Annotated in this window: 25 protein-coding genes and 1 tRNA gene; 17 read left to right on the top strand and 9 right to left on the bottom strand. The window is 43.2% G+C overall.

The window, feature by feature from the left end; translation table 11 throughout:
- Nucleotides 1–18 precede the first annotated feature (18 nt).
- A complete protein-coding gene (gene aroB, locus ACFS5N_RS17185; protein WP_377188462.1) occupies nucleotides 19–1,116 on the bottom strand; it encodes a 3-dehydroquinate synthase in 1,098 nt (365 codons plus the stop codon).
- Entirely contained in the window at nucleotides 1,117–1,323 is a 207-nt protein-coding gene (locus ACFS5N_RS17180; protein WP_377188459.1) for an RNA-binding S4 domain-containing protein, read from the bottom strand.
- A gap of 139 nt (nucleotides 1,324–1,462) precedes the next feature.
- On the opposite strand from ACFS5N_RS17180, the gene ACFS5N_RS17175 reads away from it, so the two are divergent.
- Entirely contained in the window at nucleotides 1,463–2,641 is a 1,179-nt protein-coding gene (locus ACFS5N_RS17175; protein ID WP_377188456.1) for a proline dehydrogenase family protein, read from the top strand.
- On the opposite strand, the gene ACFS5N_RS17170 is transcribed toward ACFS5N_RS17175, so the two are convergent.
- Nucleotides 2,642–3,274 (bottom strand): HAD family hydrolase, encoded by a 633-nt coding sequence (locus ACFS5N_RS17170; RefSeq protein ID WP_377188453.1) that lies wholly within the window; start codon nucleotides 3,272–3,274, stop codon nucleotides 2,642–2,644. It lies immediately after the preceding gene.
- Entirely contained in the window at nucleotides 3,271–4,215 is a 945-nt protein-coding gene (locus tag ACFS5N_RS17165) for a sugar phosphate isomerase/epimerase family protein (RefSeq protein WP_377188450.1), read from the bottom strand. The genes ACFS5N_RS17170 and ACFS5N_RS17165 overlap by 4 nt, the downstream gene beginning before the upstream one ends.
- A gap of 119 nt (nucleotides 4,216–4,334) precedes the next feature.
- On the opposite strand from ACFS5N_RS17165, the gene ACFS5N_RS17160 reads away from it, so the two are divergent.
- From ACFS5N_RS17160 to ACFS5N_RS17145, 4 genes are all read left to right on the top strand, one after another.
- Nucleotides 4,335–4,408 (top strand) — tRNA-Ile (locus ACFS5N_RS17160).
- A gap of 184 nt (nucleotides 4,409–4,592) precedes the next feature.
- The gene (locus tag ACFS5N_RS17155; RefSeq protein WP_377188447.1) at nucleotides 4,593–7,637 is read left to right on the top strand and encodes an FG-GAP-like repeat-containing protein; all 3,045 of its coding nucleotides are present in this window, start codon (nucleotides 4,593–4,595) and stop codon (nucleotides 7,635–7,637) included.
- A gap of 347 nt (nucleotides 7,638–7,984) precedes the next feature.
- Nucleotides 7,985–8,914, top strand: coding sequence for an alpha/beta hydrolase family protein (locus tag ACFS5N_RS17150; RefSeq protein WP_377188444.1), 930 nt, complete (start codon nucleotides 7,985–7,987; stop codon nucleotides 8,912–8,914).
- A 245-nt stretch (nucleotides 8,915–9,159) separates the two neighbouring features.
- A complete protein-coding gene (locus ACFS5N_RS17145; RefSeq protein ID WP_377188441.1) occupies nucleotides 9,160–9,837 on the top strand; it encodes a helix-turn-helix domain-containing protein in 678 nt (225 codons plus the stop codon).
- Between the two features lie 148 nt (nucleotides 9,838–9,985).
- On the opposite strand, the gene ACFS5N_RS17140 is transcribed toward ACFS5N_RS17145, so the two are convergent.
- On the bottom strand, nucleotides 9,986–10,951 hold the full coding sequence (locus ACFS5N_RS17140; protein ID WP_377188438.1) for an alpha/beta hydrolase family esterase: 966 nt from the start codon (nucleotides 10,949–10,951) through the stop codon (nucleotides 9,986–9,988).
- A gap of 97 nt (nucleotides 10,952–11,048) precedes the next feature.
- Between ACFS5N_RS17140 and ACFS5N_RS17135 the strand changes: the two genes are divergently transcribed.
- Entirely contained in the window at nucleotides 11,049–11,420 is a 372-nt protein-coding gene (locus ACFS5N_RS17135) for a winged helix-turn-helix transcriptional regulator (protein WP_377188435.1), read from the top strand.
- A 5-nt stretch (nucleotides 11,421–11,425) separates the two neighbouring features.
- Here ACFS5N_RS17135 and ACFS5N_RS17130 read toward each other — a convergent pair whose 3' ends face one another.
- Complete coding sequence (locus ACFS5N_RS17130) at nucleotides 11,426–11,785, bottom strand: winged helix-turn-helix transcriptional regulator (RefSeq protein ID WP_377188432.1); 360 nt, start codon at nucleotides 11,783–11,785, stop codon at nucleotides 11,426–11,428.
- Nucleotides 11,786–11,915: 130 nt separating this feature from the next.
- Here ACFS5N_RS17130 and ACFS5N_RS17125 point away from each other — a divergent pair, with 130 nt between their 5' ends.
- From ACFS5N_RS17125 to ACFS5N_RS17115, 3 genes are all read left to right on the top strand, one after another.
- The gene (locus ACFS5N_RS17125; RefSeq protein WP_377188429.1) at nucleotides 11,916–12,713 is read left to right on the top strand and encodes an SDR family oxidoreductase; all 798 of its coding nucleotides are present in this window, start codon (nucleotides 11,916–11,918) and stop codon (nucleotides 12,711–12,713) included.
- Nucleotides 12,714–12,975: 262 nt separating this feature from the next.
- On the top strand, nucleotides 12,976–13,917 hold the full coding sequence (locus ACFS5N_RS17120) for a helix-turn-helix domain-containing protein (protein ID WP_377188425.1): 942 nt from the start codon (nucleotides 12,976–12,978) through the stop codon (nucleotides 13,915–13,917).
- 87 nt (nucleotides 13,918–14,004) lie between these two features.
- On the top strand, nucleotides 14,005–14,421 hold the full coding sequence (locus ACFS5N_RS17115) for an OsmC family protein (RefSeq protein WP_377188422.1): 417 nt from the start codon (nucleotides 14,005–14,007) through the stop codon (nucleotides 14,419–14,421).
- Nucleotides 14,422–14,582: 161 nt separating this feature from the next.
- Here ACFS5N_RS17115 and ACFS5N_RS17110 read toward each other — a convergent pair whose 3' ends face one another.
- Together ACFS5N_RS17110 and ACFS5N_RS17105 are read right to left on the bottom strand one after the other, a co-directional pair.
- Nucleotides 14,583–14,882 (bottom strand): hypothetical protein, encoded by a 300-nt coding sequence (locus tag ACFS5N_RS17110; protein ID WP_377188419.1) that lies wholly within the window; start codon nucleotides 14,880–14,882, stop codon nucleotides 14,583–14,585.
- Between the two features lie 112 nt (nucleotides 14,883–14,994).
- Complete coding sequence (locus ACFS5N_RS17105; protein WP_377188416.1) at nucleotides 14,995–15,594, bottom strand: FMN-dependent NADH-azoreductase; 600 nt, start codon at nucleotides 15,592–15,594, stop codon at nucleotides 14,995–14,997.
- Nucleotides 15,595–15,703: 109 nt separating this feature from the next.
- Between ACFS5N_RS17105 and ACFS5N_RS17100 the strand changes: the two genes are divergently transcribed.
- Together ACFS5N_RS17100 and ACFS5N_RS17095 are read left to right on the top strand one after the other, a co-directional pair.
- Nucleotides 15,704–16,093: a winged helix-turn-helix transcriptional regulator gene (locus tag ACFS5N_RS17100; protein ID WP_377188413.1), complete on the top strand. Its 390-nt coding sequence runs from the start codon at nucleotides 15,704–15,706 to the stop codon at nucleotides 16,091–16,093.
- A 37-nt stretch (nucleotides 16,094–16,130) separates the two neighbouring features.
- Entirely contained in the window at nucleotides 16,131–16,532 is a 402-nt protein-coding gene (locus ACFS5N_RS17095; protein ID WP_377188410.1) for a DUF5655 domain-containing protein, read from the top strand.
- Here the strand turns inward: ACFS5N_RS17095 and ACFS5N_RS17090 are convergent.
- Nucleotides 16,524–16,790 carry a hypothetical protein gene (locus tag ACFS5N_RS17090; RefSeq protein ID WP_377188407.1) on the bottom strand — a complete coding sequence of 89 codons (267 nt, stop codon included), beginning with the start codon at nucleotides 16,788–16,790 and terminating at the stop codon, nucleotides 16,524–16,526. The genes ACFS5N_RS17095 and ACFS5N_RS17090 overlap by 9 nt on opposite strands.
- A 282-nt stretch (nucleotides 16,791–17,072) precedes the next feature.
- Between ACFS5N_RS17090 and ACFS5N_RS17085 the strand changes: the two genes are divergently transcribed.
- The 6 genes from ACFS5N_RS17085 to aroC all read left to right on the top strand — a co-directional run bounded on the left by ACFS5N_RS17085 (nucleotide 17,073) and on the right by aroC (nucleotide 23,678).
- Nucleotides 17,073–17,207: a hypothetical protein gene (locus ACFS5N_RS17085; RefSeq protein WP_377188404.1), complete on the top strand. Its 135-nt coding sequence runs from the start codon at nucleotides 17,073–17,075 to the stop codon at nucleotides 17,205–17,207.
- Between the two features lie 188 nt (nucleotides 17,208–17,395).
- Nucleotides 17,396–18,814 carry an alpha/beta hydrolase-fold protein gene (locus ACFS5N_RS17080; protein WP_377188402.1) on the top strand — a complete coding sequence of 473 codons (1,419 nt, stop codon included), beginning with the start codon at nucleotides 17,396–17,398 and terminating at the stop codon, nucleotides 18,812–18,814.
- 286 nt (nucleotides 18,815–19,100) lie between these two features.
- Entirely contained in the window at nucleotides 19,101–20,024 is a 924-nt protein-coding gene (locus ACFS5N_RS17075) for a prephenate dehydratase (RefSeq protein ID WP_377188399.1), read from the top strand.
- 26 nt (nucleotides 20,025–20,050) lie between these two features.
- Nucleotides 20,051–21,181, top strand: a complete 1,131-nt coding sequence (locus tag ACFS5N_RS17070; RefSeq protein ID WP_377188396.1) for a chorismate mutase — start codon at nucleotides 20,051–20,053, stop codon at nucleotides 21,179–21,181.
- Between the two features lie 7 nt (nucleotides 21,182–21,188).
- Complete coding sequence (gene aroA / locus ACFS5N_RS17065; protein WP_377188393.1) at nucleotides 21,189–22,469, top strand: 3-phosphoshikimate 1-carboxyvinyltransferase; 1,281 nt, start codon at nucleotides 21,189–21,191, stop codon at nucleotides 22,467–22,469.
- A 114-nt stretch (nucleotides 22,470–22,583) separates the two neighbouring features.
- Nucleotides 22,584–23,678 carry a chorismate synthase gene (gene aroC / locus ACFS5N_RS17060; protein WP_377188390.1) on the top strand — a complete coding sequence of 365 codons (1,095 nt, stop codon included), beginning with the start codon at nucleotides 22,584–22,586 and terminating at the stop codon, nucleotides 23,676–23,678.
- Nucleotides 23,679–23,711: the final 33 nt, after the last annotated feature.

Raw genomic sequence — 23,711 nt, 5'->3', positions numbered from 1 at the left:
TAATATAGTTTACGCTGGTTATAAAGTAGCGTAATAATTTATACCTTCAATCAGTTCTTCCGGTGTACAAATATTATCAATATTAAACTGACCGATTTTGTCTAACAGAGTACAATTAATCTTGCCGTTCTGGTTCTTTTTGTCCTTCTGCATGTATTCTATCAAAATATCCGTATCCGCTTTTTTAAGATCGTATCGTGGGTATAGTTCCATTAATACTTCGGTGATCTCGGATAATTCTTCTGCGCTTAGTCCTGTTTTTTTGTGGGCCAGATAAGCTTCACAGATCATACCGATAGCAATAGCTTCGCCGTGCGACAATGAATCTTTATCATTGATCAAAGAATAAGTTTCAACAGCATGGCCAATGGTATGGCCAAAGTTCAGCGATTTGCGTATACCTTTTTCATTTGGATCTTCAAGCACCACCGCGTTCTTAATTTCGACCGAACGATGTACCAATTCAACAGCAGGAGTAGACAGGTCGCTTTGTTTAAGTCGGTTCCAGTAGTCAGCATCGCAAATCAGCCCGTGTTTTAGCATTTCGGCTGTGCCCGAAAGTATTTGACGGGCTGGAAGTGTTTTCAGAAAATCGGCTTCAATAAACACGGCTTTTGGTTGGGTAAATGTGCCTATAATATTTTTGATACTGTCAATATCGATACCTGTTTTGCCACCGACTGATGCATCAACCTGCGAAAGTAGTGTAGTGGGTACATGAACAAAGTCGATGCCGCGCTTAAACGTTGAGGCAGCAAAGCCTCCCAGATCGCTGATAACGCCTCCACCCAGGTTGATTAGCAAACTCTGACGATCTGCACCAAAATCAATAAGCATTTTCCAAACGCCGATGCAAAAGTCAATGTCCTTGCTTTCTTCGCCGGCTGGTATCTCAATCAGATCAAAATTGTCCGGATTACCCAATCGCTCCTGTAATAACGGAAGGCAGTGTTTACCTGTGTTTTCGTCAGTTAAAACAAAAAAGCGCGAGTAACGTCCCCGTTCAATAAAGTTAGCCAGTTCGCCCAGGCTGTTCTCAAAATATATATTGTAGCTGTTGCTTTCAATAGTATCCATAACCTCTGTGCAGATATCGTTATCTACTGTATTCATCATTTAAATTACTTTAATCTTGTTGCCGGCAAACTCAACTATATCGCCGGGCTTAACTTTCAATCGTTTACGATAATCAATCTCGCCATTGTATTTTACTTCGCCCTGGTCAACAACTATTTGCGCCTCGCCGCCGGTAGCAACCAGGTTAGTAGCTTTCAATAACTGGATCATCGGGATGTAATCGCCGTCAACTTTAAACTCTATCATTGGGCAGCAAAAATAAACTATTCGCAGAATAATGAGTTATGTAACTTATCATTTTATAATTTTGCACTACGCTAAGGGTTCACGGCTAAAGCATTATTGGTTTTGCGGATAGCGAAAACGTGGATCGTCTAATATTTATATGACTCAAAAACAAAGCTTGTCTTTTGAAAATACGGAAATAGCATTCCGCCATTCTACAAATGCTGATCTGAAACGTGCCTTCTGGCTTTTTAAAATCATCAACGTAAATACCCTGGTAAAAATAGGCCCACCTATAACCAACTTTGCAATAAAGATAGGCCTGCCAATTAAAGAATTGATCAAAAAGACCATATTCAGCCACTTTTGCGGCGGTGAAACCATCCGCGAATGCGAAAATACTATTAAGACCTTAGAGCGCGGCAAAGTAGGTACCATCCTGGACTATTCAGTTGAAGGGGAGGACGACGAAAAAGTTTTTGATGAGACCTGCGAAGAAATTATTCGCACCATAAAACGTGCTAACAAAGACAAAGCTATTCCCATCACGGTATTTAAAGTTACGGGTGTAGGCCGTTTCGGCTTGCTTGAAAAGCTGGATGCCAAACAAAAACTTACAGCTTCTGAAGAAGAAGAATGGCAAAAAGTACAAACGCGCGTACTAGCTATTTGTGAGAAAGCCTACTCGGTAGGTATCCCGGTGATGATAGACGCTGAGGAGACCTGGATTCAGGATACCATAGATTGGCTGGCGCTGCAAATGATGCGTCAATTCAATAAAGAAAAAGCTATTGTTTATAATACTTATCAATTATACCGTCACGATAAACTGGCATCGCTAAAAGCTGATGCTGCAGAAGCCAAAAAAGAAGGTTTTATCTTGGGCGCAAAACTGGTACGGGGTGCCTATATGGAAAAAGAACGTAAACGCGCTGATGAAAAAGGTTATCCGTCGCCCATACAACCCGACAAAGCGTCGAGCGACCGCGATTTTAACCTGGCGTTGGAATATTGTACGGATCATATTGACCAGGTTGCCTTTGTGGCAGGCACGCACAACGAAGATAGCTGTCGGCTGCTTACCGAACTGATGCAAGCCAAAAAGATAGACCACAAACACCCCCACGTTTATTTTGCACAGTTGCTGGGTATGAGCGACAACCTGAGCTTTAACCTGGCAGATGCTGATTACCTTGTAGCTAAATATGTACCTTACGGACCTATAAAAGCAGTATTGCCTTACCTGTTCCGCCGTGCGCAGGAAAATACAGCCATCGCCGGCCAAATGAGCCGTGAGCTAAGCCTTATTGTTAAGGAAAAGAAACGCCGCGGTATTTAATTACAGCAGCCCGTTGGTTTTGAAATAGTCCTGAATGTTATCAGGGGCTGTCATGAGGTAAGTTTGCATACCCAACTTTTTGGCTGTCTCTAAATGTTGCGGACTGTCATCAATAAAGAGCGTTTCGACAGGGTTGAGATTATTCTCTTGTAAAACCTGCTCAAATATTTCGGCATCAGGCTTGCGTTTGCCCATCAGGTGCGAGTAATAAGTTTTCTCAAACAATACAGAGTTGCCCTCCATATTGTACTCGCGCCGCAGGTAATTATGTACATAGTCGTAGTGTATTGCATTAATATTGCTTAGCAAAAACGTCCGGTATTTTGCTTTTACTTCCAGCAACAGTTCGTGATTTCCTTTTGGGATGCCGATAAATATCGCGTTCCATGCATCGTCAATTTGCTGGTCTGTCAGCTCTGGCTTATGAGTCAGTTCGCGAATGCGGTCTCTGAATGCTGACGGGGTAATCTCACCGCGTTCCAGCGCATTAAACACATCATCCTGCTTGCGGTGACCATAAAACTCATCGGCATTATCAATACCCAATGCTTTCCAGGCATTGGCAACCTGTTGAAAATTTATGTGAAAGATCACGTTGCCGTAGTCAAAAATGATGTTTTTTATGGGTTTCATATTCCTTGGGTAATTGCCTTCATTTTAGCCAGGCCGGTTTTTGCTACCTGCAGGGCATCTTGTTTATAATAGTTTTCGTTAAATACTTCGAGCGATAATATAACTGGTTTGTCAGGGTTTTTAATAATTTGTAATATTTCTTTTAAGGGCGCCACGCCATTGCCCGGATAGACCCGATCAGGCTCAGATATTTTTTCCGGGGATATAGCTGGGGGATAATCATTGATGTGAAATACCTCGATCGCATTTTTACCCACTAGCGGCAGGCTATTCAAGCTTGAACCACCCTTGTAAATATGGAAGGCATCTAACAGTATAGCTGCATCTTTATGTTCGCTTGCAGCTGCCACATAAAGTACCTCGCTTATTTTTTTTAGGTTGTGCGACCCTCCCCACATCTCCAGCATGGGTTTAACACCAGTACGGTCACCCAGATTGAGTACAGCACGATATCTTTCTGTAATTACATCCAGGTCGATCTTGGGCAAACCAGTAGCGCCGGCAGGAGGAGCGGCTATGCGATGACATTTTATTTCGGCCAGTAAGTTCATTTGGTGTTGTAATGTAGCAAGTGCATCTTTACGGGCATTTGCATTATCTGATATCCATGGTGCAAAACCGATAGCATTTTCGACAGTTACGCCAAGGTCGGAGATGATTTTGTGCGCTTCTTTTGTAGTCCCGCCGTTTTGAAGGAAAACCTGAAAAGTATCCAGCCAAATCTCAACCGAAGTAAAGCCGGCTGCGGCTGCAGTCTGAATTTCTTTAATAAACCCCAGTTGCTGGCCGCGTATGGTGCTCATGTTAAGTGAGTATTTAAAAGGCGGGGCAGATTTTTTGGCCACTCCCACACCTGAAGCTTTAGTATTCAGCAATGCTGCCCCGGCGCCCAAACCCAAAGTTTGCAATGCCCGCCTGCGATTTTGTGATAATTGCTCCATTTTGACAAAAATACTTTTAATCCTGCGCACCAAAAATATACTATTTTAATTAAATAAGCCTTTGGATATATTGGCTAAAAGTTGTAACATTGCAGCCTGAAATTCGAAGGATTTCAACCGCGCCTATAGCTCAGTCGGTTAGAGTAGAAGACTCATAATCTTTTGGTCCCTGGTTCGAGCCCAGGTGGGCGCACTTTTAGAGAGTTTTAACACAACTTTCTTTTTTAGATAACCCTGTAAATCAACGATTTACAGGGTTATTTATTTTATTCAAAATCCTTTTCAGTCTTACGAAAAACCATTGTGCAAGTTGCTATTGCGTGTCGTAGATCGCTGATTTCAATGATTTGTGATATATTAGAGACTTTATGCACCTGATGCTGAACCGAATCTGTTTCACAATTAAATCGCTTAAATATCAGCTGCTTTGGCTGTCGCTGATTGCTATACACAGCCGCGTTTTAGGTCAAGTCCCAGTAATAACTTCAATAAGTCCTTTAAGTGGCGCAAAAGGAACTACAGTAAGTATTAGCGGCAATAATTTTAGTCCGATAGCTATAGCCAATACAGTATATTTTGGTGCAGCAAAAGCTACAGTACTAACCGCTAACGCTACTACTATTACCGTAAAGGTGCCAAACGGGGCAACTCTTCAAGCTATTAGCGTCACATCAAATGGACTAACTGCATATTCGCCTAAGCCGTTTAATTTGACATTTGCGGCGCCGGCTTTCTCAACAAATTACTTTAATACTGTTTTTCAAGACTACGCGGGCAACTACGGCGTGGCAATTAAAGATATCGATGGCGATGGTCTTTCAGATATGGCTGCGGTAAATAGTAGCGGCAGCATTAGTTTTTATAGAAACACTACAGCCAATACATTATCGTTTGCGGCACCGGTGAATAAAACACTTAATGACTACAGTGTTGGTATTGTGTTAGATGATTTAAATGGCGATGGTAAGCCTGATGCTGTGGTGACCAATTTTAACGCACATACTGTTAGTGTTTTTAAAAATACATCCGTACCTGGACAGGTGAGCTTCGACTCCCCGTTGATAGTAGGCGTAGGCTCGGGCGCATACAATGCTGTCATCGCAGATTTTGATGGCGACGGACGATCAGATATTGCTGTTACTGATGAAAATGCCGTGCCGGCGACCATCTCAATACTTACTAATACCACCGTACCTGGCGGGCCTATTACATTTAGTGCCGACAAACAATTTCCATCAGGATATTTTCCACGGGGAATAGCAACTGCCGATCTTGATGGCGATAGAAAACCTGAACTCGTAGTGGCGAGTCAGAGTAGTGGCGTTTTGGTATACAGAAATACCTCAACGCCAGGCAATATAGCATTCGCACCATATATAGCATTTGGCATAACGGGCGCATCTTGCGAAAGTGTTGTGTCTGTAGACCTTAATGGCGATGATAAACCCGATATAGCGGTTGCCGCTAACAATGCCCCCGGCAGTATCTACACATTCAACAACACAAGTACGCCGGGTACTATATCGTTCGGAGCCGCTCAAACTTCCCCCACCCCGTTAAATCCCTTTAGTATTGCGGCGGGTGATATCAACGGCGATGGCAGGCCTGATTTAGCCGTTTCTAACCAGGTAAGTAATAACTTGTCAGTATTAATTAATACCAGTTCGCCGTCAGGGGCTATTACATTTGCAAGTAAGGTAGATTTTCCGTTCGGTAATTACCCAAGGGGACTGGCAATTGCAGATATGGATAACAACGGCAAGCCGGATATTATAGAAACAAGCAACAATACGAGCCAAACATTTATATTACTTTCCGATCCGGGTAAACAAACGCCTGTCATCACGTTCCCTCCACTGGCCAACAAAACGACCAATGATAACGCACCTTTCGATCCCGGAGCAAGCAGCACCAACACTTCTACACCCATTACCTACGTCAGTAGCGACCCTGCAGTAGCTCAAATAGATGCCAACGGCAAGCTCCATATATTAGCGCCAGGCACAGTTACCATTACCGCCAGCCAGCCTGCAGACGATGACTTTAACGCTGCGGGGTCAATTTCGCAACCGTTAACAATTTTTGGTGTGCAAACGATAAATTTTCCGCTTCTTACCGCAAAAACTACATGTTCGCTTGGTTTTCAATTAAACGCCACCAGTAACAATGCGTCTATTCCGCTTACTTATACAACTTCAAATAACAGCGTAGCAACGGTTGATAATATGGGAAACATCCATATAGTAGGTGTGGGTACAACCGATATTACTATAAAGCAAGCAGGTAATGGTCTTTATAATGCAGCCTCACCAGTAACACAAAAGTTAACGGTTACCCAACCGGTAGCTCCTGCAGTTATTATTACTGCCGATAGCTCAAAAGTATGTCAGGGTACCCCAATAATCGTGAATGCTACGATAACAGGACAGGTAGCTACTGATTTTAATTTTCAATGGACTATTAACGGCGTTGGTACCGGGAGCAATAGCCCGACATTGCTTTTGAATGCCGTTAATCCGACCGATCAACTTATTTGCACAGCGACAAACAAAACGGGCTGCCTGCCGCCCGGCACGTCAAATAGTTTAACTGGTTTAAATATCGAAGCTTATAGTTCTCCATCGATAACCATCAATTCGTCGGTGACCGGGTTAGTTTGCACTGGCCAAACAATTATTTTTACAGCAACGGTAAGCGGTGGTGCGTCCCCTGCAGCATACAATTGGCAGGTGAATGGGATTAATGCCGGCACTAATTCACCAACTTTTGCGACTGCAACCTTACTCAATGATGATATTGTTACATGTGAAGCTGCTGATATTCCTGGCAATTGCATAATATCTAAAAATGCTGTTTCTGCACCTTATAAAGTGAGTATTGTTACAGCTTCAAATCCGCCGCCTACTTTAAATATCAGCATTATTGAAAATGGTATGTACGAAGGTACTTACGTAACAATGGCAGCACACCCCGCTAACGCCGGTAATATAATAAACTACCAATGGCTTGTTAATGGCAAAAGCGCGGGGGGTAATGACAGTATTTTTAAAAGTAACCAGCTACATAATAATGATGTAATAGTTTGTATTGTTACCAGCGACCTGCCTTGCAGCGTGCCCATCAGCAGTAATGATTTAAAGATTATGCTGGCGTCACCCGCTACTATTGTTATTCCCGATACTTTCACTCCAAATAGCGATGGTATAAATGACACCTGGCTGATTCCGTCACTGGTAAGCTTGCCAAATTGTAAGGTAAATGTATACGATAGATATGGCCGACTGGTATTCCATTCAACTGGCTACCAAAACTCATGGGATGGCACCCGGAAAGGTGCTTTGTTGCCCTTTGGAGTCTATTATTATGTTATCAATATAGCCGGCCGTGAGCCTCTGTCAGGGCATGTTACTATTATTCGGTAGACAGGTTTAGGAATTCGTTGTGAAAAAATAGTTCTAAACGGACCACAAAGTTTTTGCCTGCCGTAATTCAAGGAGTTACTTAAGGCCAAACCGGCCTCAAATCATTAATATTCGAACGCTAACAATGTCCATCCTTTAAGTCGATACCGATGCTTGCTTTTAATTAGTACAACCTACTCATCTTCGCTGTAAAGTACTTTAATGCTGTTCGTAAAAGTTGTAAGATACATTTTCTTGATCTGGTGATTGCAACTTCCGGAGTTTGGCTAAGTAATGCCCCAATTTCACTACGCCGGGTACCCGAAGGCTGACGACCTTTGACTTATCAAAATTTAATCAATAAAAAAATGAAACAGTCAAAAACACCCATTATGAGCTTTAGCCCGGTTGTCTTACCCGTTGCTGGCCGTCACGTAAACCTTGAAATAAAAGTATCTGCTCCCGCAATCGGAAACAATCTGCCGGTAATTTTGCTTTCGCATGGACATGGCCCCTCTAACTTTCTCTCTTCTTACAGAGGCTATGGCCCTATTGTAGATTTTTTTGCAGCCGAAGGTTTTGTTGTCATCCAACCTACTCATCAAAACTCCAGAGCACTCGCGCTTCCTGCATCCCTTCCTGAAGCACCCTTATTTTGGAGTTCACGTGCAACGGATATGAAATTTATCCTGGATCACCTGGACGAGATAATTTCAACCGTGCCTGGCTTAACCGGGAGAGTCGACAAATCAAAAGTTGCAGCCATCGGGCATTCCATGGGCGGGCACACGGTTGCAATGCTGGCTGGCATGGAAGTGACGGATCCAGCTACAGGTAAAATAGTGAATTTCACAGAGCCACGGATAACAGCGCAAGTGCTGATCGGTGTGAGCGGTGGGCCCGAAGGATTTAACGGATCAGTCAGACAGCACTATCCTGTATTGGCGAACGGCAATTTCGGCACCATGACTTTGCCAGCACTAATTGTGAATGGAGACAAAGACATCAACCTCATGTTCTCTGACGTGGATAATTGGCGCGCGGACGCTTATTACCAGAGCCCCGGCCCAAAGGACCTACTGACCGTGTTTGGCGCTGAACATATCTTTGGTGGCATATCAGGGTATGATGCCCGTGAGACAAGTGATGAAAACCCCGAGCGTGTTGCCTTTGTATGTGAGAGTATTCTTGCCTATATTCGGAGTACATTCGATGCGAACGATCCAAGTTGGGAGAAAGCAAAAAAGTCGCTGAATGGCGTAGAGGGGGCGTTAGGCAGCATTGAAAGTAAATTATAAAATGACAATATGAAGGCCGAAATGTCTAACCATAGATTTGAATCATTATCAAAGATGCATAAGGCGCTGGACATGGCGGCGCCTATGCATCCATTAGTAAGTTTGATTAATAACGCTTCAGGGAGCATACCGCTGGAAAGACTACCCAGCCCTCACATTTTGAACTTTTACAAGATCTCCTATAAGATGAACTTCCAGGAAAGTTTAAATATGGGCAGCATTACTACGATTTCGACGAGGGGGGAATGTTCTTTGTTTCGCCGAACCAGATCACAGGAGCCCATGAACCGCTTAATGATCAATCGGGTTATACGTTACTTTTTCACCCGGATTTCTTATTGGGTTACGAACTCGCCAGGAAGATCAAAGAATATGGTTTTTTTTCTTATTCCATCCATGAAGCGTTGCATTTATCGGAAAAAGAAAAAATGACGATCATTGCTGTTTTTGAAAGTATTGAAGAAGAATTAAAAGGCAGAATTGATAATTTTAGCCAGGACGTGGTTATTTCTCAGATCGAATTGTTGCTGAATTATGCCAACCGGTTCTATAGCCGGCAATTCATCACCCGCAAGGCGGTAAGCAGCGATCTGCTTCAAAAGGTCGAAGAAATTTTGCAGGCTTACTTCCGGTCACCACCCACACAAAAGCAGGCGCTTCCAACTGTTCAATTTCTTTCAGAGCGGTTAAACGTCAGTGCCAGTTATTTAGGCGATATGCTACGATCCCTTACGGGGCAAAATGCACAACAGCACATTCATAACCACCTTATCGAAAAAGCCAAGGAGCAGTTATCGACAAGTGCAGCGTCCATAAGCGAGATAGCCTATGAGTTAGGGTTCGAACATCCCCAGTCTTTCAGCAAATTCTTTAAGCTCAAAACCAATGTATCGCCTTTGGATTTCAGGCGCTCTTTTAACTAAAGATTGCTAGCATATTTTGTGCATGTGCGTATCATGACCTAAACTATTTTAGATCGCTTAAGCATCCGCATTAGTTCAGTACACTTTTAAAAGAAACGAGTTAATTGCGGCCCGATTCAGCCAATTTTTTAACAGATCGTTCAGTCAATCATGGTTGATCCAATCCCCAAAATGCGATGGCTTCACGGGCTGCTTCGATATCTCTGTTTACTTTCCCCATCAGTCTCGGTAATTTGGCTACCGTTTGCGGGACGACATGGCCGCCCCCATGTACCGTGTATAATTCAACAACCTTTTGTTCGCCTTGTAACCAAATCTGCCGATCTACAGTTGTTGGGTCATCCGGATCTAAATGCGGCAAATGATCGGCTTTTATCGTCTTGTGTCCGTGGTGACTTTCAGCAAAGGCTTCAGCGGTAGCCTGAGTACTGAGGACATTTCCGAGGTCCTTGCCAAAAAAATTAACCCTGCCGCCCTCATAAGGAATGATACGATCTGCTGTGCCGTGTATCATCATCACAGGAGGCATTGGGGCTTGAAGGTTGTCGGTTCGGTTATCGGGCGTCGGCAGGTTAGCCCCGACGGTAGCGATGCCGGCCAGTAAACCGGGGTTGGATATGGCCAGCCGGAGTGCCATCATACCGCCGTTGGAGTAGCCGAAGATATATACCTGCTGAGGATCAATATTATGCGACAGCCGGAAACTTTCAATAAGCGACCGGATAAAACCGACGTCATCGATATTTTTCTTCTTTGCGGGGAAGGGCGCGTTCTTGCGGATATCGTTCCAGTTGTGTCTATAGCCATTGGGATAAGCCACCGCAAAACCATATTGATCCGCCAGTTGGTCAAATTCATAACCGGTCCAGGCCCGAATTTTAGCGCCATCTATACCGGAACCATGTAAAACGATAACCAGCGGCACTTTATCCTCGCCCCGGCCGCCGGGAACGTATTTCCAATAGGTACGTTTTTCAGTGCCGACCATCAGTTCTTCGCGAGATATTTTTGAAGACAAACGGGGCGCTTTTGGTGTAGATGCATAGCCCCAATACAAAAATAAGATGGAGGCGGTGAAGGCTAACAAGCTGGAAATTGCTATTGCAATGATCATGGTTGCTGAAATTTTGATTTCGATCAAAGATACCTACCTTTACTTACCAAAAGCCAGTAGTTTACCAAAGGTAACTACTAACCTCAAGGTAATCGGGATGACAAAGGAAAACGAAATCAGCGTAGAGGCACTGGGCTGTGCTGAAAAATTACAGGCCGTCGGCGACTCCTTGTACGCTATCGGCGGCAAGTGGAAGCTCCGAGTGGTCATTGCACTGTCACAAGGGCATAAGCGTTTCAATGACCTGCAAAGAACTATTGCCGGGATATCCGGTAAGGTGCTTTCGGCAGAACTGAAAGAACTGGAGTTAAACGGCTTCGTCGAGCGTAAAGTTAAGGCTGATACGATGCCGGTGGTCGTGGAGTATGAACTTACGCCGTATAGCCAAACCTTAAAAGAGGTTGTTTATGCACTGATCAACTGGGGCGTACTGCACCGTGAAAAAATCAGGTTGGAGACTAAAAAGTAAGCTTATTATTTCACTACCGGATCCCAGATTCCCTGCTTTTCCGGCGGTGCGATCTGATTTCCCCAGTCATACATAGCTTTCAGCACCGGAATAAGCGTTTTGCCCAGTTCGCTTAACTCGTATTCTACCCGCGGCGGTTTCTCCATATAGCTATGACGGATGATCAGCCCATCCTCTTCCAGCTCTTTCAATTGCTGACTGAGTATTTTCCGTGAAATATCAGCCATTTGCACACAAAGTTTACCAAACCGGACCTTTCCCCCATTCAGCAAGCGCACCAATATGATGGGCTTCCATTTGTTCCCAATATAACCCACCGTTCTTACAACAGCGCAGTTTTCGGGATTTTGCAGCGTCTTTCTCATTTGTTAGTTACCAATAGGTTACTGCTATTTTGCTTTAGTTACCTGCTTGTAACCACTAATAGCAGTAATGTCTTCAAATATAGCCCATCTGCTTTAGTTTCTTTGTGAAACAAAAGTAATTATTATAAATATGGAAATACAGAAGCACCAGATTAAAGACCTTGAAGGAAAAATAGTATTGGTAACAGGCGGCACCAAAGGCATCGGTAAAGCGTTGACCGCCAGATTATTACAGGCGGGAGCAACGGTTATTGTTACGGCACGAAACGAACCGGATGAGCCTAATAAACCATATCATTTTATTGCTGCCGATTTGGCTAAGCATGAGGACGCAGAGAAAGTTGCGGCGCAAATCAATGAGCAGTATGGCGGGGTTGATATTCTGATCAACAACATGGGGGCTAACACCTTTCCTGGTGGTGGTTTCAGTACGCTTGCTGATGAGCATTGGTACCAGGCGCTGGAGATCAACCTGCTATCATCTGTACGGTTAGACCGGGTTTTATTGCCAAAGATGCTGGAAAAGAAGAGCGGCGTGATTATACACATTTCTTCTACAAGCGGGCAGTTCCCGATCTGGGAATCGACCATGGCCTATAGTGCGGCCAAAGCGGCGCTGAACTCGTACAGTAAATCGCTGGCGGATGAAGCGGGTCCGTATGGCGTCCGCGTACTTACCGTTTCCCCCGGGCTTAATAAAACGGAAGCGATGTCCGACTTTCTGGGTCAGCTGGCAGCCAAAGAGGGCATTACTTTTGATGAAATGACCCAAAAGCTCTTTGACCGGGTTGGCGGGGTACCGCTGGGCAGAATGGCTGAACCGGAAGAAACGGCCGAGCTTATATACTTCCTGGCATCGCCAAAGGCATCTTATATCAGCGGGGCAAATTATTTTATTGACGGCGGCAATTTTCCGGTGGTGAAATAAGGTTCAGCTGGGCTATCACACTTTGAACATTTGCAATCTTAAGCGAACTATTCGGATCGCTAGAAAAACCAGGTCTATAGGTTAGTTAAATTAAAAGGGGTTGCCAGTCGTGCAACCCTTTTAATAAATTTCTATGCGGGGGTCTGGTATTAATTATTGGGGTGATAACCAGATCGTGACGATAAAAGATTTTCATGCGATTTAAGAGTTAGCGTCTTTAGTCATTCAATATTCCATTACTCATGGTTTTGCCGCACAATGAATGAATATATCCAGATCAAGCGACGCATCAGGTTCCGCAAGCATCCGTTTTTTTGGTATTTTAGCACATCCGTGGAGAGTATTTAAGAAAATGCAAAACAATTATAAAAAGATCGATCTGCTTGGAAAGCCGTTCCTCCAAAAGTTGGTGGTAAAACCTCCCTTTGCATATGATTTCCCGGTAGAAGAGCGCGCCTGCTTTTTATATGTTTTGCAGGGTGAAATGCAATTTCAATTTGAGGATGACCATACAGATATTCCTGTTAACCATTCGCTGTTATTGAATTGCCTTAACTCCGGGAAACGAATTCGCAATACCAGAGACACCGGCGTGGGTGAAGTGGTCATTGTGACCTTTCACCCGGAAATCTTAAAGAAAATTTATGAAAGGGAACTCCCCGCTATCATTCAACCGGGCAAATCTATATCCAATCAATCTCACGAGAGGATCAATAATGATTTCCTGATCCATAAGTATATTGAGGGGCTGCTTTTTTATTTTGAGAACCCATCACTGGTAAATGAGGAGATATTGATCTTAAAATTAAAGGAGATCATTCTTTTATTATCCCAAACGCAGCAGCTGGAAACCATTCAGGTTATTTTATCTCAACTTTTTTCGCCCGCAAAATTTTCCTTTAAACAAATTATCGAAGCTCATCTGTTTTCACAGATCAACATTGAAGAGTTGGCGCAAAAAACCAACTTAAGTGTTTCGTCATTTAAAAGAGAGTTCGCCAAATTATACAACGACACACCAGCAAATTATATCAAGAATAAAAAACTGGAGAAAGCTGCAGAACTGCTTTTGGCTTCTGATAACCGCATTGCTGACATTGCCTATCAGTGTGGGTTTAATGATCTGGCTAATTTTACCAAAAGCTTTCATGATAAATACCACCTCTCTCCAACCCATTACCGGCTGAACCAAATTGCCAAGTAATTGACCTGAATAACAAAACGTGTTTCCTGGCTGTGCTGCACCTTTGTATTGTCAATATCGACAATCAAAAATTAAATCATAAACAACATGAAACGCACAGCAAAAGCACATTGGGAAGGCACAATTAAAGAAGGTAAAGGCCAGTTAAGTACCCAAAGCGAAATTTTAAACCAAACCAATTACAGTTTCAAAACCCGCTTCACAGGCGAAGAGACAGGTACCAATCCGGAAGAATTGTTGGCCGCAGCACATGCCGGATGTTTTACCATGGCCGTTAGCTTAGGGTTAACAGAAAAAGGATTCAACCCGACATCGTTGGATACTGAAGCCACTTTATTAATGGAAGGTGTTGCTATTAAAAGTATCCATCTTGCGATTACTGGTGTGGTACCGGGCATTGATGCTGCTGATTTTGAAGCTATCGTAAGTGGTGCTGAAAAGAATTGCCTGATCTCAAAAGTATTGAACATACCAATCAGTTCAGACGCTCGCCTGATATCTTAATCTTTTTAATTACAGCAATCTTCAATTTTTATTAAAATGGGCTTATCTAATTTAGGCATTTTTCATACGATCATAGGTATCACAGCCATTATTGCCGCTGTGATATCTTACGTTAGGTTCGGCAAAATAAACCTAAGGCATAATACCGGCAAGATCTATTTTTATACAACTGTTGTTACCTCGTTAACAGCATTAGGCATATCCAAACATGGCGGTTTCAATGCCGGGCATATTTTTGCTCTGTTCATCGTCGTATTGGTGGTAATAGCTTTTCTGCTTAATTCAAGAAAACAAGGGAATACAAAAGCCCGGTTTTTTGAGAATTTCCTTTTGTCTTTTAGTTTTTTCTTATCCTGGATTCCCACGGTTAATGAAACGTTGACCCGTGTTCCGGTCGGACATCCGCTGGCTAAGGCACCCACAGACCCTGTCATAGCAAAAACACTACTTGTTATTTTCATACTATTTATAGCAGGATCTGTTTACCAATTTATAACGCAGCGGAAAATTAACAGGCAATAGTTTCAACGCAATAAAGGAGAACGTTGGCCGGTCGTTCTCCTTTAAATTTGATCAGAGCGCGATACTGTCCAGGCCTTTTTGCAGGGCGGCTTCCGCCTGTGCCGGATAGGCCACGCCCTCTGCCCGGAAGACCTTAAGATCGGTCATGCCCATAAAACCAAGTACGCTTTTCAGGTAGGTAGATACATAGTCGTAGACCTGGTACGGCCCGCTGGAATAAACCCCGCCAGAAGCCATGGCGACATACACGGTCTTACCTTTCACCAGACCTTCCGCTCCGGCGTCGCTGTATTTAAAGGTTATCCCTGCCCTGGCAATGTGATCGATCCACGCTTTGAGTACTGACGGGATACTAAAATTCCATAAGGGAGCACCGATCACGATCACATCTGCTGCCATCAGCTCTGCGATGGCTTCATCAGAATGCTGGAGGGCTGCTTTGGTCGCGGTAGTTTGTTCGGAAGCGGGCGTATAAAATGCGGCCAGCGTGGCTTCTTCCAGGTGAGGAAATGGGGTTTGGGTAAGATCACGGACCTTGACCGTGCTACCGGGATAAGCGGCTTTGAGCTGTTCAATTACCGCGTTTCCCAGTTTAATACTGAAAGAGGCTTGGCCCTTGGGGCTCGAAATGATATGCAATATTTTTTTCATATGCTTTTGTGTTTTTTTACAACGCAAACGTAAAAAGCCTGGCTTTCAAAAAGATAGTACTATCCCAAAGGATACCGGTATCATTTGGGATACTGCTTATCTTTGCTGTATGAAAACAGATCTGACCAATGGCCTTGGCGGGGACCATCCCTGCGGGCAGAATGCCTGCAGCGAAGGGGTCACTGGCATCCGGGATGCTTTATATGTACTGAATGGTAAATGGAAATTGCCGCTACTGTTTGCGTTAACCGAAGGCCCGGCCCGCTTTAAGGATATCCAACGCACGCTGGGCGATATCACGCCTAAAATATTGTCGAAAGAACTGAAGGAATTGGAGCTGAATGAATTTGTGATCCGCCGGGTTATCCCAACGGTTCCGGTTACCGTGACGTATGAAATAACCGATTACAGCCGGTCTTTACAGCAGGTGTTGCATGAACTGAAGGTTTGGGGGATCAATCACCGCCAGCGCATCGTCGCCAGCCGAAAAAGCAAATAAGGCAAACTAATATGGTGCCTGGGCCGTTTTTATGAATATGAGCTGGACCTGCCCAAACTGCGACCGCGAATTGCCCTGGAAAGATTACCGGCATTATTGCCAGCGGGTAAGCCTTGACAGTTTGTTCGAGGGTCGCTCGCCGGAGCTGGTTTTAGCTTTTGATAAGATCCTGGCGGAGGTAGCAGACTGGCCGAAGGTGTTGATCGGCGTTACACCCAATTGTATCGTGTTCACCCGACGGGTCGGCTTTTTGATCATCCGGCCAATGAAAAAGGAGCTGGATATTAAATTCTATTCGGCGGCGGAGCATAAAGAAAAACCGGTCATCAAATGCGTTGCGGCGGGTAGGAAGTTCGAGAATCATATTCGGATTTCTTCGGCTGACGATATCCGCCCTGAACTGTTCGTCTATATCCGGGAATCTTATGACTTAAATTGACAACGCATCCCGTTTGAGCATGACGTGGCGTAACGAAGTAAAGATCCGTTTACCGCCGTACTTGACCCAGATACGTGAGCGGCTTCGCTTGGCATAACCTAAAAAGGTGACAAATGGGTTATCCTCCGTAAAGCCTTTAAAAGCTTTACCGGTGTACAGTAGTTCCAGACCGTCCAGTAGTTCTTCCTTGCTCATCATATGCGTTAACTTGTATTGATTTAACGGCCAAATTAATGATTTGTTTGCTAAATTGATCATGACCGCGTATGAATTTATTGGAGCGCGTCACCACGATCAGGCGGAAGACTTGTATGATGTAACGCCACCTTCCTGGCTGACCGCGAAGAGAATAGCCTGATCCGAACTTTTAAAAGCCAGGATCCGCTTATGCTTTATGTGTGTTTTAATGGTTAAATCGCAATTATGTAGCAGTGGCAGTCTTCGATGATGAACTAAGTAACCATAAAAATCAGAAGTTTAATTGAACTATATCCCCGTTACGATCTCAAAAAAGCAGATACTGCCATTTTGATAGAATACATGCAAAAAGACAAGAAAAATCAGAACGGCAAGATTAATTGCACTTTGTTAGGCAAAATCGGTCAGTTTAATATTGACAATATTTGTACACCGGAAGAACTAATTGAAGGTGTAAACTACTATGCTAACTTATAATTGATTCTTTAAATAGATAGTACCGAAAAATACCCGGCTATACCAGCCGGGTATTTTTTTTGGTAACATTTACTTTTCAGCATTGATATCTAAGTCTGTGCAACTTCCTTATTAAACAGTACGTCTTATAGGCAAGGAACAACCACATATTTACACTTACCAGGTTGGTTTCAATAATGCTGTAAAAGATGAAAAGAACTTTATTTACCTTATTTCTATTTGCTTTACTTTCGATAAGTGCAAACGCTCAAACACTGATAACCAAGAAAATTTTTTCTACATATGTAAAAGACAGTGTTGCTATAGAAGTTTACTTGCCTAAAAACTATTCAAAAACAGAAAAATATCCCGTTGTTTACGAGTTTATTTATGATCATGCTAATTATATTGCCGCCACAGCAAGCAATATGTGGGATATACCTGCTCTTTTAGTGGTTCATGCTGATATAAAGGGCGGCAATGATCACTACAAAAGCACTAACCTCGATGCTGAAGGGGTTAAATATTACGGTTTTGTTAAAAACGAACTTATCCCCTACATTGATAAAACGTATAATACGGCAAATCTAAAAGTAGCAGCGGGCCTTTCGCAGGGAGCAGATTATATCAATTATATTCTTCGTAATGATCCCTCGCTTTTCAATACTTATTTGAATTTTTCATTAGAGCGCCCCATTTATTACACACCCGATTTTTCATCCTATACAGCTAAAGTAAAAGATACAACCGCCTATTTTATAGCAATTGCAAATGACATCCCCGAAAGAGTCAAATTCGCAAATCAATTGGTCGACTCGCTGAAGAAATCTCCTTATATCAACATACAAAAAGAAAATTTCAACAATGCAATTCACTCTTATAGCATACTTTATGCTTTGCCTGAGGCGCTTTTATTTGCTTTTAAGAACTATAATATAGTAAGGAAAAAGCGTTCTGATGAAGCTTTAGCTACTTATTACAACGCTGTGTTAACAGAAAAGACGGAGAAATATGGTAATATCAACTATAATGAATTAATTTATCAAATTCTGAGTAATTCTGATATAAGTAAATCCACTGATAGCGAGATTAAAGCGTTTATTGATTCGGTAAACAGCATGAAACAATGCATGGACATCGATCTGTTTGTTGTGGGATATGAGCTTATGTCCAAAGGTTTGTATCAAAACGCAGAAAAGGCTTATCAAATGGCGTTACTGAAAAAACAAAACACCGGAAAATCATATATGGATGACATCAGTGTTTATTTTCAGCTAGCTAAAGTTTATGACCTCGATGCAAAACCAGATGAAGCATTAAAAATATTGCAGGAAGGGTACCTAAATACAAAAGCAAAAAATGAAAGCATGCTGTATGTTATAGGTTACCGGTATATCGACAAAAATATAGATGTTGATAAAGGTATAGCGCTATTAAAGTCAATGCTCACCGGAAAACATATAGTTTTAGGCCATTGGAGCAAGACAGACGATAGTGTTAATGCTGAAATCGCTAAAGGTTATTTTTATTTAAAAAATATAAGTCAAGCTAAAATATATTTAAACAAGTCTCTAAAAATAAATCCCAAAAATGAAGCGGCGTTGAAATTACAAGCATCGCTGAATTAATGAGCTTCAGACCAAACAAACTACCCTCAAATCTCATTTTTCAATATAAAATTTGTTTAGACTTAATTATTTTCAAATAATTAAAATAATCTATTGACAAAGTAGTTTATTACTCCTATTTTTACGCCAGAAATTAACAAACCAAATGAAATTAAACGCTGCATATTTTTATGGCTACTACTTTTACTTTACCAGTAAGAGCCGGGACTGATATGCATTAACAATCATATAAAGAAACTGAAAAGTCCCGGCCCAAACAGCCGGGACTTTTTGCTTTAATAACATTATGAAGAAAGAAAAACCAAGAGTTGCTATACAAGGTATCCGCGCTTCGTTCCACGAAGAGGCGGCCTTTAAATATTTTGGCGAAAATATCCAGACTATTGAGTGCAACTCTTTCAAGCAAACATTTGACGCTCTGGAAAATAACCAGGCCGACTATGTGGTAATGGCGATAGAAAATAGCATTGCGGGCAGTATATTACCTAACTACTCGTTGTTATTAAACTACAATTTCCCGGTTATCGGAGAAATTTACCTGCCTATACAATTACACCTGATGGCTTTGCCGGGCGTGTCGTTTGATCAGATTAAATATGTGACCTCGCATCCTATCGCCATCCGCCAGTGTATTGATTTTTTTGACGAGTATCCGCATTTAAAAATTGTAGAAAGCGTTGATACCGCAGCTTGCGCAAAACGCATCCACGACGAAAAATTAACCGATACCGTAGCCATCGCTAATACTTTAGCAGCTAAACTTTACGGGTTGGATATTCTGGAGCGTCGTATTGAATCGAACAAGAAAAACTTTACCCGCTTTTTAATCTTAACTACGCATGAAAACGTAGTTAAAACCACAGCAAATAAGGCTTCGCTATGTTTCCAGGTAAGTAATCAGGTTGGCGCTTTGGCCAAAGTGCTTAACATATTTGCCAACCAAAGCGTTAACATGAGCAAAATACAGTCGATGCCGGTATTGGGCAAACGTAACGAGTACAACTTTTATGTAGACGTGGAGTGGGAAGAAACCAAGCAATACGACAGTGCGGTAAAACAGATCTTAAAATACACCCACAACTTTAATATACTGGGTGAATACAAACGCTACGAAGAAGAGATTGCCCCAGAAAGAAGTATCAAAACGTCGCCCGCTAAACCCGAGCGCAAATATATCAACATAAAAAAGCTGGCAAAAGATAGTAAATAAGTCAAGATATTATAACAACAACAAAAATGAAACTTAATTTAAACATCCAACCACTAAGTTCTTGGATAACCGCAACTAAAGAACCGTTACTAATTTCAGGCCCGTGCAGTGCAGAAACTGAAGATCAATTAGTAGCCACCGCTCATTTATTAAAAAACACAGGCCGCGTTACTGCGTTGCGTGCAGGTATATGGAAACCACGTACCCGTCCGGGCGAGTTTGAAGGTATTGGCAGTATTGGCTTAGAGTGGTTAAAACGTGCTAAAGCTGAAACCGGTTTACCTACCGCAGTTGAAGTTGCTACCGCCAAACACGTTGAAGAAGCTTTAGCTGCAGGCGTTGATATTTTATGGGTGGGTGCCCGTTCAACCGCTAACCCTTTCACCGTTCAGGAAATTGCTGATGCCCTTAAAGGTCATGACGTGCCTGTAATGGTTAAAAACCCTGTTAACCCTGATATTTCTTTGTGGATTGGCGCTATTGAGCGTATTAATAACGCAGGCATTACTAAACTGGCTGCTATTCACCGTGGTTTCTCATCATACGAAAAATCCGCTTTCCGTAATGAGCCAATGTGGGATATTGCTATTCACCTGAAAACCCTAGCACCTCACCTGCCAATAATTTGCGATCCAAGTCACATCAGCGGTAACCGCGATTTGATTGGCTATGTGTCTCAAAAAGCATTGGATCTGGATATGCAAGGTTTAATGATCGAGTCGCACATTGATCCAAGCGTTGCCTGGACCGATGCTAAACAGCAAGTTACTCCCGCTGCTTTGTCTGATTTGATTGACCATTTAACTTTACGTAAACCTGATACCAACAATGCGCAGGTTAACGATAAATTGGCTGAGCTGCGGAACAATATCGATAAGATTGACGACCTGCTTATTCAGAAAATTGCTGAGCGTATGAAAATTGCTGAGCAGATTGGTACTTACAAAAAAGAGAACAACATTACCATTTTGCAGGTAAACCGTTGGGACGAAATATTAAACAAACGCGTTAACTACGGCAAAGCCCTGAAATTAAGCCCGGATTTTACCGAGAAATTATTAGAGTTGTTGCACACTGAGTCTATCCGCAGACAAACTGAGATCATGAACGAAGGTCAGGCAGCAGGTCAGCAAGCTGAGAAACTTACTCACGTTTAATATTACAATGAGCCAGAACATTCTGCTTACTAAAAAAGATAAAGTAGCCAAAGGCGAGGTACACCTAACCGGCTCGAAAAGCGAGTGCAACCGCGCATTAGTTATTGAGGCGCTGAGCGACGGAAAGGTGCGTGTTGAAAATATATCAGACGCTGCCGACACCGTTACCCTGCAAAAGGTTTTGGGCTTGACTTTGCAACCCGCTGGTTATGAGTCGCAACCTATTAAACAACTAGCAGAGCATAAAATTGTGAATATCGGCCCTGCCGGTACAGCTATGCGTTTTCTGACTGCTTATTATACTTTGCAGGATGAAGAGGTTATCCTAACAGGCAGCGAGCGAATGAAGCAACGCCCGATAGGTATATTGGTTGACGCTTTACGTAAACTGGGTGCAGAGATCAGCTATGAGGAGAACGATGGCTACCCTCCTATTCGTATCAAAGGCAATATTAAGCAGGCTACTGATAAGATTAGCATTAAAGGCAGCATCAGCAGCCAATATATCACTGCGTTGTTACTCATCGCTCCAAAACTGCCTATGGGTTTGGAAGTACATATTGAAGGCGATTTAACATCGCGCCCATATGTGGAGATGACCTTGGGGATGCTGGAGCAGGCTGGTATTAAGCACGAGTGGAATGACAATGTGATCAACATCCCGCACCAGGAGTTTAAAGAAACCAGCTTACCGGTTGAACCTGACTGGAGCGCTGCATCATACTGGTACTCCATAGCTGCTTTAGCTGATGAAGCTGATTTGTTCTTGCACGGCTTAACGGCTTACAGCTTACAGGGCGACAGCGTGATCGCTGAGATCATGGCTAATTTTGGTATTACCTCGCAGTTTAGAGACGGCGGCGTGCATATTAAAAAAGAGCCTAAGCAAATAGTACGCAAAGAGTTTGACTTAAAGAAGTGCCCTGACCTGGCGCAAACCATCGTAGTGGTATGTGCAGCCCTGAATCATGAGGTTACCTTTACCGGCTTGGAGACTTTAAAAATTAAAGAAACCGACCGTATAGCAGCTTTGCAAAACGAGCTGGCCAAAATGGGTGTTAAGCTAATTGAGGATAATGAAACCTACACCCTTGACTGTAGCGGTAAATTTATCCCCGAACGAATGTTTATTAACACTTATGACGACCATCGCATGGCTATGGCTTTTGCACCACTGGCGCTGATAGTTCCTGAACTAGAAGTTGAAGACGCCATGGTAGTTGAAAAATCATATCCTGCCTTCTGGACCGATCTTGAAAAAGTAGGTTTTGAAGTAAAAGACATATAATACAAAAGAGATTGCATCCCAGGCGTTTGTTGTTAGCGCCGGATGCAATCCTTTTTAAATAACAACGCATCTACAATTCACTCATTCGCAAATCACTCATTTACTCATTATAAAATGGCAGGTAATTCATTCGGACAATTATTCAGGATAACCACATTTGGCGAATCGCATGGCGAGGCTATAGGCGTAATCATTGACGGCTGCCCGTCGCAGTTACCGGTCGACCTGGACTATATTCAAGCTGAATTGCATAAACGCAAGCCGGGTCAGTCAAAGATTACTACCCAGCGCAAAGAGAGCGACACCGTACGCATTCTTTCGGGTGTGTTTGAAGGTAAAACCACCGGTACGCCAATTATGATGCTGATACCGAATGAAGATCAGCGCAGTAAGGACTACAGCCATAATACCAATGTATTCCGCCCTTCGCATGCCGATTACACCTACCAAACCAAGTATGGTATCCGCGACCACCGCGGGGGCGGCCGCTCGTCGGCGCGCGAGACTGCGGCCCGGGTAGCAGCAGGCGCTCTGGCTAAGTTGCTATTGAAATCGCAGGGAATTGAGATTGTAGCGCACGTAAGCAGCGTAGGCAAGATAAATGCGCCAAATGTAGAGATCAAAAGCGCGCAGGAATTTATAGCCGATCGTGAAAAGAACATCGTGCGTTGCGCTGATCCGGCGACAGCCGAAGAAATGATTGCCTTTATTGATTCAGTACGTAAAGACGGTGATACTGTAGGCGGTAAAGTAAGCTGCCACATATTGAACTGCCCTGTTGGTTTGGGTGAACCGGTATTTGACAAACTGCACGCCGACTTAGGCAAAGCTATGCTAAGCATCAATGCAGTGCACGGCTTCGAGTTTGGGTCGGGCTTTGAGGGCAGCGAGATGCGCGGTTCTGAGCATAACGATATTTTCATCACTTCTGATACAGGCGTCCGCACTATAACCAACTACTCGGGTGGCATACAGGGCGGTATCAGCAATGGTATGCCTATTGATTTTAAAGTTGCCTTTAAACCGGTGGCTACCATTATGCACAACCAGGCTACGGTTGATGCCCAAGGTAATGCGGCCGAGATATCAGGCAAGGGCCGCCATGATCCTTGCGTAGTGCCGCGCGCCGTACCTATTGTTGAAGCCATGGCTGCTTTGGTTCTGGCCGATCACTGGCTGCGTAACCGCAACACTATTTTGCCTCAATAGTCGCAAAGTGTTTCATGAAAATATGAAACACTT

Origin of the sequence: Mucilaginibacter ximonensis (genome assembly GCF_042686265.1) — a bacterium.
Classification (GTDB): domain Bacteria; phylum Bacteroidota; class Bacteroidia; order Sphingobacteriales; family Sphingobacteriaceae; genus Mucilaginibacter; species Mucilaginibacter ximonensis.
The sequence above is the reverse complement of the archived record's forward strand: the minus strand, read 5'-3'. Positions and strand labels throughout refer to the sequence as shown.